General features: G+C 62.9%; 13 protein-coding genes. 9 read left to right on the forward strand and 4 right to left on the reverse strand.

Annotation, left to right across the window (positions count from 1 at the left end):
- Nucleotides 1-12: 12 nt before the first annotated feature.
- A complete protein-coding gene (locus G9C82_RS20925; RefSeq protein ID WP_255458621.1) occupies nucleotides 13-141 on the reverse strand; it encodes a hypothetical protein in 129 nt (42 codons plus the stop codon).
- 146 nt (nucleotides 142-287) lie between these two features.
- Between G9C82_RS20925 and truD the strand changes: the two genes are divergently transcribed.
- The 4 genes from truD (at nucleotide 288) to G9C82_RS13415 (ending at nucleotide 4,090) form a co-directional block, all read left to right on the forward strand.
- A complete protein-coding gene (gene truD / locus G9C82_RS13400; protein ID WP_127014369.1) occupies nucleotides 288-1,670 on the forward strand; it encodes a tRNA pseudouridine(13) synthase TruD in 1,383 nt (460 codons plus the stop codon).
- Nucleotides 1,671-1,740: 70 nt separating this feature from the next.
- A complete protein-coding gene (locus G9C82_RS13405; RefSeq protein ID WP_004957808.1) occupies nucleotides 1,741-2,436 on the forward strand; it encodes a phosphoribosyltransferase in 696 nt (231 codons plus the stop codon).
- Between the two features lie 397 nt (nucleotides 2,437-2,833).
- A complete protein-coding gene (locus tag G9C82_RS13410; RefSeq protein WP_004957803.1) occupies nucleotides 2,834-3,496 on the forward strand; it encodes a hypothetical protein in 663 nt (220 codons plus the stop codon).
- A gap of 333 nt (nucleotides 3,497-3,829) precedes the next feature.
- Complete coding sequence (locus G9C82_RS13415; protein WP_007188851.1) at nucleotides 3,830-4,090, forward strand: hypothetical protein; 261 nt, start codon at nucleotides 3,830-3,832, stop codon at nucleotides 4,088-4,090.
- A gap of 108 nt (nucleotides 4,091-4,198) precedes the next feature.
- On the opposite strand, the gene G9C82_RS13420 is transcribed toward G9C82_RS13415, so the two are convergent.
- Together G9C82_RS13420 and G9C82_RS13425 are read right to left on the reverse strand one after the other, a co-directional pair.
- Nucleotides 4,199-6,451: an NADP-dependent malic enzyme gene (locus G9C82_RS13420; protein WP_127014370.1), complete on the reverse strand. Its 2,253-nt coding sequence runs from the start codon at nucleotides 6,449-6,451 to the stop codon at nucleotides 4,199-4,201.
- 172 nt (nucleotides 6,452-6,623) lie between these two features.
- A complete protein-coding gene (locus G9C82_RS13425; RefSeq protein ID WP_127014371.1) occupies nucleotides 6,624-8,537 on the reverse strand; it encodes a methyl-accepting chemotaxis protein in 1,914 nt (637 codons plus the stop codon).
- 128 nt (nucleotides 8,538-8,665) lie between these two features.
- On the opposite strand from G9C82_RS13425, the gene G9C82_RS13430 reads away from it, so the two are divergent.
- From G9C82_RS13430 to G9C82_RS13450, 5 genes are all read left to right on the forward strand, one after another.
- Nucleotides 8,666-9,154 carry a COX15/CtaA family protein gene (locus G9C82_RS13430; RefSeq protein WP_004957792.1) on the forward strand — a complete coding sequence of 163 codons (489 nt, stop codon included), beginning with the start codon at nucleotides 8,666-8,668 and terminating at the stop codon, nucleotides 9,152-9,154.
- A 64-nt stretch (nucleotides 9,155-9,218) separates the two neighbouring features.
- Complete coding sequence (locus G9C82_RS13435; protein ID WP_004957786.1) at nucleotides 9,219-10,019, forward strand: basic amino acid ABC transporter substrate-binding protein; 801 nt, start codon at nucleotides 9,219-9,221, stop codon at nucleotides 10,017-10,019.
- A 3-nt stretch (nucleotides 10,020-10,022) separates the two neighbouring features.
- Nucleotides 10,023-10,703: an amino acid ABC transporter permease gene (locus G9C82_RS13440; protein ID WP_011223817.1), complete on the forward strand. Its 681-nt coding sequence runs from the start codon at nucleotides 10,023-10,025 to the stop codon at nucleotides 10,701-10,703.
- Entirely contained in the window at nucleotides 10,700-11,452 is a 753-nt protein-coding gene (locus G9C82_RS13445; RefSeq protein WP_007188855.1) for an amino acid ABC transporter ATP-binding protein, read from the forward strand. The genes G9C82_RS13440 and G9C82_RS13445 overlap by 4 nt, the downstream gene beginning before the upstream one ends.
- A 3-nt stretch (nucleotides 11,453-11,455) precedes the next feature.
- Complete coding sequence (locus G9C82_RS13450) at nucleotides 11,456-12,436, forward strand: amino acid ABC transporter permease (RefSeq protein ID WP_004957776.1); 981 nt, start codon at nucleotides 11,456-11,458, stop codon at nucleotides 12,434-12,436.
- On the opposite strand, the gene G9C82_RS13455 is transcribed toward G9C82_RS13450, so the two are convergent.
- The gene (locus G9C82_RS13455) at nucleotides 12,437-13,963 is read right to left on the reverse strand and encodes a replication factor C large subunit (protein ID WP_127014372.1); all 1,527 of its coding nucleotides are present in this window, start codon (nucleotides 13,961-13,963) and stop codon (nucleotides 12,437-12,439) included.
- Nucleotides 13,964-14,038 lie beyond the last annotated feature (75 nt).

The raw sequence follows: 14,038 nt of genomic DNA on the forward strand, positions 1-14,038 counted from the left end.
CGCTGTGCCGGCCTACCACTCCTCGCGTGGCGGGAACTCTTCGCCACAGCGCGGGCAGTACCGCATCGGTGCGCGGGACTCCTGGCCGTCCCTGTCGAACGTAATCTCTCGTCCGCAGCTCTTACATGCTAGCTTTGGCATCGTGGTGCTCTCCGGTCGCCCGCATAGCCACGACCTGTGGCTAAATAGAGTATGTCCCGTGATAACACTAGGTATCGGCTGAGAGACGGACCCACGCCGAGTCCGCAAACGCCAATCATAAGCGCCGAGCCGCGAACAGTCGACCAATGCAAGCGGCCCACCCAATCGAGCAGGCGGTCGGTATGGAGTATTACGTCAGCGACGCCGACGGGGTGGGCGGCCGCCTCCGCTCGTCGCCCGCGGACTTCCGGGTTCGGGAACTGGAGGCGTTCGACACCGAACCGGTCGACGCCGACACCGGCGCGTACCCGCATCTCGTCTTCCGGGCGGAGCTACGGAACTGGGAAACCAACGACTTCGCCAGCAAGCTCTCCGACCGCCTGGGCATCTCCCGCGAACGGGTGTCGTGGGCGGGGACGAAAGACAAGCGCGCGGTCACGACCCAGCTATTCTCGGTGAAAGGGGTCGCAGCCGGGGACCTGCCGGAAATCGGCGGCACGGACATCGAGGTCATCGGTCGCGCCGGCCGCCCGATTCTCTTCGGCGACCTGGCGGGCAACGCCTTCGAGATAGTCGTCAGAGACACGGAAAACACCGACAATGCCGCCAGCGTCGTAGCGGACCTCCGGGCGTTCGCCAACGGGGACGACTCAGTGACGAGCGAAGGCTGGTCCAGCGACGCCACGCTGCCTGACGGCGACACGACGGTCGGCGTGCCCAACTACTTCGGCCAGCAGCGGTTCGGGTCGCGCCGACCGGTCACCCACGAGGTCGGGCTAGCCATCGCCCGTGGCGAGTGGAAAGACGCGGTTCTCGCCTACGTCGGAAACCCGAACGAGCGCGAACCAGAGTCAACGCAGGAGGCGCGGGGATACGTCGACGAAACCCACGACTGGGCCGGCGCGCTGGACAGGCTGCCCGGCGCGCTGGGCTACGAGCGCTCTATCTGTCACCGGCTGGTCGAGAACGGGGCCAGCGAGCCGGCAGACTTCCGCGAGGCGCTGGAGGCGCTGCCGTCGAACCTCCAGTCGCTGTTCGTCAACGCCGCCCAGTCGTACGTCTTCAACCGCATCCTTTCCGAGCGGCTGGAACGGGGCCTCCCCTTCGACCGGCCCGTGGAAGGCGACGTAGTCTGTTTCCGTGACAGCGACGCGCCCGAGGACTTCCCGATTCCGGACGCCGACCGCACCCAGGAAGTCACTGCCAAGCGGCTGTCGACCGTTGAGCGCCACTGCGAGCGCGGGAGAGCGTTTGTCACCGCGCCGCTGGTCGGGACCGATACCGAGCTGGGCAGTGGCGAACCGGGCGATATCGCTCGTGAAGTCCTTGACGACGTGGGCCTCGAACAGGGCGACTTCGACCTCCCCGGCGCGTTCGACAGCGACGGGACGCGGCGGGCCATCCTGCTTCGGACTGAACTCGGTGTTGAGCGCGATAGCGCCGACCTGACGTTCTCGTTCTCCCTGCCAAAGGGGAGCTACGCGACGGTCCTCCTCCGGGAGTTCCGGAAAGGCGACCCGGACGCGTAGCGGTTCAACCGTGCTCGGCAACTGATGCGGAATATGCAACGGTTAAGTCCGGCCACACACGCCATCTCGTATGGGCGAGCTACCGGATGAGTTCTCGTGTACCATCACCGACTGGGAATACATCTACGGCCTCTGTCGAGACGTGGCTGACGACGTGAAGGCCGCCGAGTTCGAACCCGATGTGGTCGTCGCGCTGGCACGGGGCGGCTGGTTCGGCGGGCGCTGTCTCTGTGACTTCCTCGGGCTGGACGACCTGGCGAGCCTGAAAGTCGAACACTATGTCGGGACCGCGGCGAAAGGCGAGGAGGCACAGGTGAAATATCCGCTGGCCGACGGCGCGGTCGAGGGGAAGGACGTGCTGGTCGTCGATGACATCGCCGACACCGGCCAGTCCATCGAGACGGCTGCCGAGTGCGTGCGTGACCGAAACCCCAGCAGCGTCCGAACGGCGACGCTCCAGTTACTCCAGACCAGCGACCACGAACCGGAGTTCGTCGGCGAGTCCCTCGATGAGTGGACCTGGGTCGTCTACCCTTGGAACTTCGTCGAGGACATGGTCGAACTTGTGGCGGGCGTGATGGCAAAGAGCGACCAGCAGACCCACACCGAGGACGACATCCGCCGTTTGCTCCGGGAGTACCACGGCGTCAGCCGCACGAACCTAGAGATCGCACAGCCGAACCGACTGGGCGAGGTCACGACCGAGATGGAACGGCGGGGTGTCGTTGAATCGGCCGGCGACGGGTGGCAACTCACTGACGACTAAGCATGTCAACGGGAGTGCTCAACAGGTATCGCACAAATCCGCTAGTCTCGCCGCTCACCATCGCTAGACCCAGTACGCTCAGCCGCTAGCCACGATAAAAATGGGGTTAGCGACGCGTGCGACCGTCGTCCCGGACGTACTCTAACGCGCTGACGAACAGCTCTGTGTCGACCCGGTCCTCTGACTCTTCGAGTCGTTCACGAATTTTCGTTGGAGTCATGTGTATTGGTAACATTGTCCTACGCCGATATAACTCTTTCTCACCTGCTAACAGGTTCGGTGTGGGGTGGGTCTGAAATGAGCGGTAGGCTGCCCAGTAGACCGTTCAAACCGCTGTACCGGAGCGACACCCCCGTCGAGGGAATATATTTAAAACCCTGCTTACCCAATAGAAACTATGGCCGCTTACGGCCGGCCGTCACTTCGAGACCTGTTCGATGAATCACCGACGCCGCACATCGCGCATCCGCCGCGGAGTCACCATCGAGACTTCTACATCGCCACAGACGGGTCGTTCAGACCCCACAACGGCACGACATCACCCGGCAGCGAGTCGGATAGCCCGACGGGCGGGCTGGGTGTCGTCGTCGAAACGCTCGACGGTGAGCGCGTTGTCAGGCTCTCAGTCCCAGACACCTGCCCCGACAACAACGTCGCGGAGTATCGGGCGCTCCATCTGGGACTCGACGTGCTTGCGAGACGGGCCCCGCCCAATGCCCGCGTCGGCTTACTCATCGACCACGACCAGCTCGCTGAGAACGTGAACGCGGAGGTCCTTGCCTCGCACGGCTCCGCCTACGACCCGCCACACTCTGTGTCGGTTCCGGCGGCGACAGGGCTGCACTGGCGCGGGATTCAGGCACGCATCAATGGGTTCGGCGAGGTCCGTGCCGCGCGGATCTCCGGCGACCGCAACCCCGCTCACCCACTGGCAAACGCCCCTGACCAGTACGCACACGTCAACGGCGAGCCGGACCGGTGCGTTCTCCCTGACGCGCCGACCGTAAACGAACGCGTTCCACCGCCGTCACGCGCAGAGCGTGGCGGGGCGTCGGACTGACGGAACCCGTCCAGCAATCGGCGACCGGCGACATCATATTCTCTCACATCGCTGTCAGCAGTGGTACGTAGCTGTTGTAACGCCTTGCTCAGTACACGGCTATCGTGCTTGAAATATCACATACGACTGCGGTTCTGAGAGAATACTTGACTACAGATAGAAATACCTGTAGCCGGGGGCTACAAGGCTCTCCGTCAGTCGTCTTTCACAGGTAATAATCTCCATAAGTTATGAAAATAGTTGCACCTATTATCACGTACGTTTGGGCAACGTCACACAGACCAAATTTTATGTATTAGAAATAGGATAGTATACAGTGGGAGGTGAGCTACGTTGAGTACCAGAACTGACGGACCGGACGGTTTCAGCGGACAGTACGCCGAGCAACTGTTGCCGCATCAGTCGCCGACGCGGCACGACCTCGTACTCGCCGTTATCCCCGCGGTGTTCATCTTCACACTCGCCGCCGCGGTTGTTCTGGGCCTCTCGCTTCAGGCGGCAATCGCTGGCGGCGCACTCGTCGGCGCTGTGGCGGTCATCGATGCGCTCTTTATCCACCCACCGACTCGTGGTCGACGGCGAGACGGTACGTGACATCGCGTTCCGGCGACGGGCCCGAACGCTGGTTTTTCGAACTGGTTTCAGTGCGAAGCGCGCTCTCCGCGTTCCGCAGTAAACGCGTAAAAAAGACAGCTATATCGGTTACTCTTGCTGTGCGTCGACGACGGCGACGCCCGCAAGGTTCACGATATCTTTGACCTCGTCGCCACGCTGGAGGACGTGGACCGGCTTGTCCATGCCAACGAGCATCGGTCCGATGGCCTCAGCGCCGCCAAGTCGCTGGAGGAGTTTGTAGCCGATGTTCCCGGCTTCGAGGTTGGGGAACACGAGGACGTTCGCGGGGTCATCGAGTTCAGAGAACTCGTAGGTATCTTGCAGGATATCCTCGACGACGGCGGTGTCGGCCTGCATCTCGCCGTCGACGGGGAAGTCCACACGGTCGTCGTCCTGCAGGCGCGAAACCGCCCGGCGGATCTTCTTCGTTCCGGGGTTGTCGACGCTGCCGAAGTTTGAGTACGACAGCATCGCCGCTCGCGGTTCGACGTTGAACCGACGGGCCAGTTCCCCGGTGTGCCGGGTAACCTCCTCCAGCACGTCCGTGTCGGGGTCCTGATTAACCGTGGTGTCCGCACAGAAGATGACGCGGTTCTTGAACGTCAGCATGTACACGCCGGCCGCGTAGTCGGCGTCGTCGGCCGTCCCGATGACCTGCAGCGGCGGGCGCAGGGCCGAAGGGTAGTGATGGGTCAGGCCGGTCAGCATCGCGTCGGCATCGCCCATTTCGACCATCACGCTGCCGAGATAGTTCCCGTCCCGAATGAGTTCGTCGGCCTCGCGGCGTGTGACGCCTTTCCGCTGGCGGAGTTCGTACAACCGGTCGGCGTAGTCGGCCACGTCGGCTGTCTCGGGATCGACGACGACGGGGTCGAATTCCAGCCCGAACTTCCGACGCGTGGACTCGATGCGGTCGGCGTCGCCGATGAGTATTGGCTCGGCGATGCCCTGTTCGACCAGCTGGTAGGCCGCCCGGATCATCTTTTCGTCGTGACCCTCGGCGAGCACGACCCGCTGGGGGTCGCTCTTGGCCTTGTTGAGCACGACACGCATCATCTCGCGGGACTTGCCCAGCCGCGCTTCGAGTTCTTCGACGTAGGCCGCCGTGTCGAGTTCCGTCCGTGCCGCGCCGCTCTCGATGGCGGCTTCGGCGACTGCAGGCGTCACCTCGAACAGGACCCGCGGGTCTAGCGGTTTCGGAATGATGTAGTTGGGGCCGAACTGCAGCGGCTGGTCGCCGTAGGCCTTGACGACCTCGTCAGGCACGTCCTGCCTTGCGAGGTCGGCCAGTGCGCGGGCCGCTGCCACTTTCATCTCTTCGTTGATTTCGGTCGCCCGCACGTCGAGCGCACCACGGAAGATGAACGGGAACCCGAGGACGTTGTTGACCTGATTCGGATAGTCCGAACGGCCGGTCGCCATAATCACCGTGTCGTCGCGGGCGGCCTTGGCGTCCTCGTATGCGATTTCGGGGTCCGGGTTCGCCATCGCGAAGATGATGGGGTCGCTGGCCATCGACCGCACCATCTCCTGGTCGACGATGCCGCCGACTGAAAGGCCGACGAACACGTCCGCCCCGTCCATCGCGTCGGCGAGGCCACCCTCCGGGATGTCTCGGGCGAACTCCTGTTTGAATCGGTTGAGTTCCTCGTGGTTGGCTCGTTCCTCGGTGATAATGCCCGAGGAGTCACACATCGTGATGTTGTCCTTCGAGACGCCAAGGGAGACGTAGAACTTCGCCGAGGCGATAGCTGAGGCCCCGGCCCCGGAAAAGACAACCTCCAGTTCATCCAGCTCCTTGTCGGCGATGTCGGCCGCGTTGACGAGCGCCGCACCGGAGATTATTGCGGTCCCGTGTTGGTCATCGTGGAACACCGGGATGTCGAGTTTCTCGCTGAGTCGGCGCTCGACCTCGAAACACTCCGGAGCGGCGATATCTTCGAGGTTGATACCGCCGAAGGTCGGCTCCATCGCCTCCACTGTCTGTATCATCGCCTCGGCGTTGTCCGTGTCCAGTTCCACGTCGAACACGTCGATGTCGGCGAACCGCTTGAACAGCACGCCTTTTCCTTCCATGACCGGCTTCCCGGCTTCCGGACCGATGTCGCCGAGGCCGAGCACGGCGGACCCGTCGGAGACGACGCCCACGAGATTCCCTTTCGCGGTGTACTCGAAGGCCTTCTCAGGGTCTTTGTCGATCTCCTCACACGGCGCGGCCACGCCGGGCGAGTACGCCAGCGAAAGGTCCCGCTGTGTGTTTGTCGGCTTCGTTGTCGCAATCTCTATCTTCCCCGGCGGCTTGCTCCGGTGGTACTCCAGTGCATCCTCGTCAAGTCCCATACCCGGACGTCGAACCCAACTGTAAAAAAGACAAGTTTACCGTCAACGGACGAGCGGTACAACGACGGTTGTCGAACACTGCCCGGTTGCAGCGGGTTTTGCCCCGATCATATCCACTCAATTGGAAGACAGTCATCGCCGGGCACCTACCCGGATGGACTGGCCGCGGGCCTCAGTTCACGTCGGTGAGCTCGCCGACTCGGTCGGTCAGTTCGGTGACTGCCTCTTCCTGTCTGTCGGTGGCCTTGACAATTTCTTTCGTTGCCGTTTCAGCCTCTTGGGCGTGGTTCTGTGCGTCTTCGACCATCGAAGTCACGTTCTCGATAGCGCTCGCCTGGTCGTCGTTGGCGTCGGCGACCTCCTGGATGCCCCGTGTCGCTTCCTCGACGGCGTCGGAAATCTCGTCCAGTGCATCCAGCGCATCTGCGGTCTCGGTCTCCGCACGCTCGACCTGTTCGTGGGAGGTTTCGACCATTTCGGCCGTCTCGGTCGCCTGATCCTGAATCGTAGTGATGCTCGTCGAGATCTCGGAGGCGTACTCACTCGTCTCGTTAGCGAGTGTCTTCACCTCGTCGGCCACGACAGCGAACCCGCTCCCGCTTTCGCCGGCTCTGGCCGCCTCGATGTTGGCGTTCAGCGCGAGCATATTCGTCTGCTCCGCCACGTCAGCGATTATCTCAACGATCTCGCTCACCTCGTCCATCTGGTCGTCAAGGTCAGTGACAGTGTCCACGAGGTCTTCGCTCGTCTCGGCGAGCCCGTCGGTAACGTCCATAACTGCTTCACCGGCGTCTGACCCATCTTCTGCGGCCGCCTTCGCGCGCTGGGCCGCTGACGCCACTTCGCTAGACGTCGCGGCGACCTCCTCCATCCCGGCCCCGATTTCTTGGATGTTGTCGGCCGCCTCTGTGAGGGAGTCCGTCTGCTCGGTGACCCGGGTCTCGACATCCTCTGCGGACGAATTCGCTTGCTCGATAGTGACTGCGAGTTGCTGTGCCTGCTCGTCCACCTGATCCGCCAACTGCTCGACCTGTTCGGCCATATCGTTGAGCGAGCCGACGACCTCGTACAGCTGGTCATCAACGTACTGGCCACCGTCGGTCCGGTCGAACGACGCCCGGGCATCGAGGCGCCCGTTCTTGAGTGCAGCCATAGTCGATTTAACCTCATCAACCAGGCTCGTCACGGCCTCGTGACGGTTGGCCTCGTCAGTTCGGTCCTGAACCATTTCGACAACCGCGATGAGTTCGCCGTCGTCATCGTAAATCGGGGCAGCGCTGAACGAGATGTGGCGTTCGTTCCCGTGCTGGTCGGCCATCACGCTCGTGTCGCGATACAGTGTGAAGTCCTCGTCCTCGACTTTCGGCACATCGTACTCTGTGTGGGTCGTCTCAGGGGCGTCGAGAACCTTGTCAGCGAGCGTCTGTCCGCGCCGGCCGTCCGGATAGAACGCCATGCTCGCCATCTCCATCTCCTTTGCTTCGGCCTCGGAGACGCCCGTGAGGTTTTCGATCGAACTGTTCCAGCTGAGGATATCGCCGTCCGGATCCAGAACAAAGAGCGGCGTTCCAATATGCTGCAGTATGTCGTGATAATCGAATCCACCGCTGGAGTTGCTATCTGCCGTAGAATCGGTGAATGCGCTGACGCCAGCCTGAGAGACAGACTGCGTCGTTTGCAGCCCGTCGTGAAGCTCCGCCTCGACAGCGTCGATAGCGGCCTGTGCGTCCGGGCCGAGTTCGTCCCGGAGCTGGTCGAACGCACCTTCGACGAGTGATTCGGTAACAAAGCTCTGTGTTGCGACGAACTCGCGTTGGCTGATCCCGGCGGCTTCGTAGTCGCCGATCAGCGCCTGAAGTTCGTCAGGGCCGAGTTCGAACTGCCGCTCGACGTGCTGGGTCCCAATAGCGGCCTTATCTGGGTCCTCAAAGCAATCGTCGAGATGTGGCGAGTCTGGGTCAATGGCGTCGGTCAAAAAGCGAGTCCGTCCGTCACTCGCGACGAATCCCCCGTCCACCCGCCGGGCCGTAGCGTCCGAAGAACGGGACCCCTGGCCGTAGATGTAGGTGCGGATCTGTTCGAACATAAGCTAGCTATGTTCCATTCCAACACACCTGTAGATAAAGATGACTCCGGGAGTATCAGCAAAGATAATTGTACTCGTGGGTAGAGCGGGAAAAGAGAGCATAAGTACGTGCAACCGAAGTGCTAGATATGACCACCCGTTTCCGCCGACTGGTGGCGACGACGACGGTGCTGACGTTCGCACTCATCCTGCTCGGCGTGTACACCGGCGCTATTGGTGCCGGGCTGACCTGTGAGGCACGCTGGCCGTTCTGTGACGGCTGGATGGGGCTATTCCCCGCAAACTGGGCGAGTTTCGTCGAGTGGTTCCACCGTTTAGTCGCAATGGTTACCGGTTTCGGCATTCTCGGTTCGACGGTCGCCGCGTGGCGTGGTGAGTACAGCCGGCGGATCAAGCTCGCAACAGGCGTCGCCACGGTCGTGCTTCCGATGCAGATTCTCCTCGGCGCAAACACCATCTTCAACTTCGGTGCCACGGCGCAGGTGCTCCACCACGGTGCTGCACAGCTCATTTTCGGCGCGATGGTCGCGGCGACGGCGTGGGCCTACACCGATACGGCGGAGTCGCCGTCGGTGCAATCGGCCGATACCCAGCACACAGCACGCGCTGACGATTGAATACGAGTACCACCCCCGTGGTTAACACGTAAGATATATTCCGGTCTGTCGTGTGGTGAGGACTATGTCAGACGACGGCCTTTCACGACGCCAGTATCTCTCCACGGTCGGTGGAACCGCAGTAACCGTCTCACTTGCCGGCTGTTTCGGCGGCGGTGGGGGTAACGGCGGCGACGGCAGTACCGAAATCACTGCCGGAACTGCACCGGGGTTCCCCCCGTTCGAGATGAAGCAGGACGGCGAACTCGTCGGATTCGACATCGACCTGCTCGAAGCGGTCATCGACGAAACCGACTACACCCTGGCCGGCTGGGAAGAGTTCGAGTTCAAGTCCCTGATTCCGGCGCTGACGAACGAGAACATCGACGTAGTCGCCGCAGGGATGACGATCAACGACGAGCGCGACGAGACCATCGACTTCACTGACCCGTACTACAGCTCGAATCAGGCGATTGTCGTCCGCGAGGACGGCGACTTCTCGCCGGCGTCTCTGTCGGACCTCTCCGGACGCCCTATCGGCGCACAGAAGGGGACAACTGGCGAGACGACGGTACAGGACGAACTCATCTCGCCGGGGAACCTTGATGAGTCGAACTACAACTCCTATGGCAACTACGTGCTGGCTGTCGAGGACCTCCAGAACGGCAACATCGACGCCGTCGTCATCGACGAGCCGGTCGCACAGACATTCGCCGCCCAGCGCCCGGTCACCATCGCCTTCACCTACGAGACGGGCGAGAACTTCGGCTTTGGCGTCCGCGATGGCGACGACGAGTTCACGCAGGCACTCAACGACGGCCTGTCCACCGTCAGGGATGGCAGCACCTACCAGGACCTGACGAACAAGTGGTTCGGCCAGCAGTAACCGATGCCACCCCTCCCGTTGCAGAGTGACTGGGCGTTCGTCATCGGGAACCTCGACCTGCTACTCGTCGGCACGGGTGTCACGGTCGCCCTGACAGCGACGAGCATCCTGCTTGGCTTTCTGCTCGGGTTTCCGGCGGGAGCCGTTGAGGTCTACGGGCGCGGCCCGCTCAAACGCGCCGTCGAGACGGCCGGCGTCGTCCTCCGCGGGACGCCGCTGCTCGTCATCATCATCCTGCTGTTCTTCGGCCTCTCGGTGTCGAGTAGCGCCTTCGTGACGGCGACTATCGCGCTCGGCCTCCGGAGCGCCGCCTATCAGTCACAGATATTCCGTGGCGCGCTCCAGAGCGTCGACGAGGGACAGCTGGAAGCCGCTCGTGCCGTCGGCATGGGCCGGCTTCAGGCGATCCGCAGCGTTGTTGTCCCGCAGGCGCTCCGCCGAAGCGTGCCCGGCTTCCAGAACGAGTTCACGATCGTCCTCAAAGACACGAGTATCGCCATCGTCATCGGCCTCGGCGAACTGCTGACCATCGGCCAGAACCTCTACCAGGGCGGCCAGAGCACGGCCGCGCTTGAGATTTTCCTGACTGTGAGCCTCATCTACTTCGTTCTCACGTTCGTGACGAACCGTTCGCTCGACTACGTCGACGACCACTTCAGCATTCCCGGTGGTGAGCGAGCGTGAGCGACCCGCTGCTGGAACTCGACGACGTGTACAAGTCATACGGTGAAGAGCAGGTGCTCTCCGGCGTCAGTTTCGAGATGGACGCCGGGGACGTGGACGTGGTTATCGGCCCCAGCGGGAGCGGCAAGTCAACGATGCTGCGCTGTGTGAACCGCCTCACCGAGATCAACGGCGGCGACATCTACCTCGACGGCGACTGTGTTACCGACGCCGACACCGACGTGAACGAACTCCGAAAACAGGTCGGGATGGTGTTCCAGGATTTCAACCTCTTTGCCCATCTCACGGCACTCGGAAACATCACGCTCGGCCTGCGGAAAGTCCGCGGCATGGACAAAGCGGCGGCACAGGAGAAGGGGTACGAACACCTCGAACAGGTCGGGCTTCTGGACCAGGCTGACTCTTACCCCGCCGAACTCTCAGGCGGCCAGAAGCAGCGCGTCGGTATCGCTCGCGCGCTCGCCATGGACCCGAAACTCCTCCTGTTCGACGAGCCGACCAGCGCGCTTGACCCCGAACTCGTCGGCGAAGTCGTCGAGGTGATGCGCGACCTCGCCGCCGAAGGCATCACGATGCTCGTCGTCAGCCACGAGATGGGGTTCGCGCGGTCGGCGGCATCGGACATCATTTTCCTCGACGACGGGCGTATTGTCGAACACGGCCCGCCGGAACAGCTGTTCGAGAACCCTCAGGCGGCCCGGACCGGGGAATTCCTCAGCCGCCTCGAGACGGCCCACGAGGAGGAGTGACCGATGGGGACGCCGGAGTCCACGACTGCCGGACGAACGCTCCGTGCCCGTGCCGCCGGGCTGACCGACCAGCCGCTGACGCTGCTGACTGTCGGGGCCTTCTGGACGTGGCTCGTCGTGCGCTGGACGAACGACTTCCTGCTAGACGGCGCGCTCATCGAGCGCAACACGTCGTTTTTCCCGACGGCACCGTTCGAGGCGGCCGCGTCGACACTTGGCGGTCTCGCGGCGAGTCTCGGTCCGGTCGGGGTCCCCGTCGGCTGGGTCGCCGGCTTCTTCGAGTTCCTGGCGGCGTCGATTCCGTACCTGCCGCCACTGGCGACCGGCGTGTGGGCGACCATACTGCTGACGCTGCTGGGTATCGCGCTCGGGTTCTTTATCGCCGTCCCACTCAGTGTGGCTCGGGTGTACGGCGGGACGCTCACCCGCTCGCTTGCACTGGGATACACCGAACTGTTCCGCGGGACGCCGCTGCTCGCCCAGTTATTCGTCCTCTACTTCGCGACGCCGCTGACGACGATTATCCGTGAACTGCCCACGGTCGGGGCTGGATTCATTCCCGCACAGGCGTTCTGGGTGGCCGTCATCGCGTTCACGCTTAACAGCGCCGCCTACCAGTCGGAGTACATTCGGTCAGCGCTGAACTCCGTCCCGGAAGGGCAACTCACCGCCGCCCGTTCAATTGGGCTCTCGAAAGTCGATGGGATACGGCACGTGGTCCTGCCGCAGGGCCTGCGCTACGCGATTCCGGGCTGGTCGAACGAACTGGTGTACCTCATCAAGTACTCGTCGCTGGCGAGTTTCATCACCGTCCGCGAACTGTTCGAGCGAACCGACGCGATCGCTAGCGAGACCTACCGGTACACGGAACTGTTCGTCCTCGCCGGCCTGCTGTACCTTGCGCTTGTTATCTCGGCGTCACTGGTGATGGAATACGTCGAAGACCGGGTCGCGATTCCCGGTCTCGGCACGACCAGCCGATGACTACATAAAGTCAGAAAGACCGGACTGCTGGTCGTCGTCTTCGGCGGCTTCGCTCGCTGTTTCCGTCTCGTCGTCGGTAGTGGTGCCGTCACTGGTGGCGTCGGATTCAGCGCCGTCGTCCGCCGCAAGGGTCACCTGCTGGTCACCGCTCTCCTCGCCAGCATCGGTATCTGGAGCATCGCCATCTGCATCGCTGTCCCCGTCGCCGCCGTTGGCACTCGCACCCTCGAAAACCCCGCCGGAGTGTTCGACGGCGGCTTCCTCCTTGAGTGCCTCGGCGTCGGCGACGATGTCCTGCACCTTGTTCGTGTCCTTCCCCGACCCGGTGACGAAGGACACGTGCTCGGCGTCCATATCGTAGGTCGCCGCCATTGCCACCGTTAGCTCTCGGTTCCGGCAGTGGTGCGTCATCGTTGCGAGGAACGGCATGATCTCCCGGCGGGCGGTCCGCATCGAGACGCCGTCGATAGCGGCTATCTGCTGGGCGACGTAGTCTCGTGTGTTCCGGGTCCCTTTCGACCGGCCGAGTTTCGACCAGTAGCTCGGCGGGCCGTAGCGGGTCCAGCCGCCCTTCGTTCCGTCTCGGGCCGCAGCGACGCCAGCGGTCATGTTGTCGCCAGCGTACCGCCAGAAGGAGTAGTTCTGCGTCTCGCGCACGCGGCCGAGCCACTGGTCAGCGTTCGAGAGGAACTCGTAGGCACGGACCAGTTCGGTCCCCTCGTAGTCCTTGGGCATATTGTCCTCGATCCAGTTGATGAGGTCGTCCGGCGTCTCGTCCACGTCGTAGCTGGCCTCAAGCGCGTCCTGCGCGCCGGCCTCCTTGAGCACCACGTCGAGGTACTCGAAGATGCCCTCGGTCGTATCCCGCTCGCCGGTCACCACGTCGTCGGCGGTCAGGCGCTCCGTCGTCTCGGCGATGGCCTGGAGGTCCTTGACCGCGCCCCGCAGGTCGCCGCTGTTTTGCTCGGCGAGTTCCTGTAGCGCGTCGGACTCGTACTCGACGCCTTCCTGGCGACAGAGGTCACGCAGGACGGGGACGATAGAGCGGGGCGAGACATCCCGGAACTCGATGTCCTGACAGTTGTTCCGCAGGCCGTTTGACATCTCGTAGTACTCGTTGGCGATGAGAATCATCGGCTGGCTGGCCTCCTTCACGAGGGCCGTTATCGCTCGTGCGCCCCCGCGGTCGGCGTTGCCGTGGATGTTGTCCGCCTCGTCCATGATGACGAGGCGACGGCCACCACCGCCAGCGGTCAGCGTCCCGGATTTGGCGGCTTCGCCGGCCACCCGATTGATTACGTCCTTGGTCCGGGAGTCGCTGGCGTTGAGTTCGATGGTCGGCCACTCCATGTCGTTTGCCAGCGCGTGGGCGGCCGAGGTCTTCCCGATGCCCGGGGACCCATAGAGGATGACCGCCTCGCGGTGGTCGTCCCACGTCTCCGCCCACTTTTTGAGTGCGTCGCGGGCCTTGTCGTTGCCCCGCACCTCCGACAGCGTCGTCGGGCGGTACTTCTCCGTCCAATCCATTTGATTGTGGTTGGCGCGACCGGCGTTTAGTGATTGCGGAGCAGTACCGGTCTACTGCTGAGGTTTTTATCGGAA

This window comes from Haloarcula sp. R1-2, from assembly GCF_011627385.1.
GTDB lineage: Archaea > Halobacteriota > Halobacteria > Halobacteriales > Haloarculaceae > Haloarcula > Haloarcula marismortui.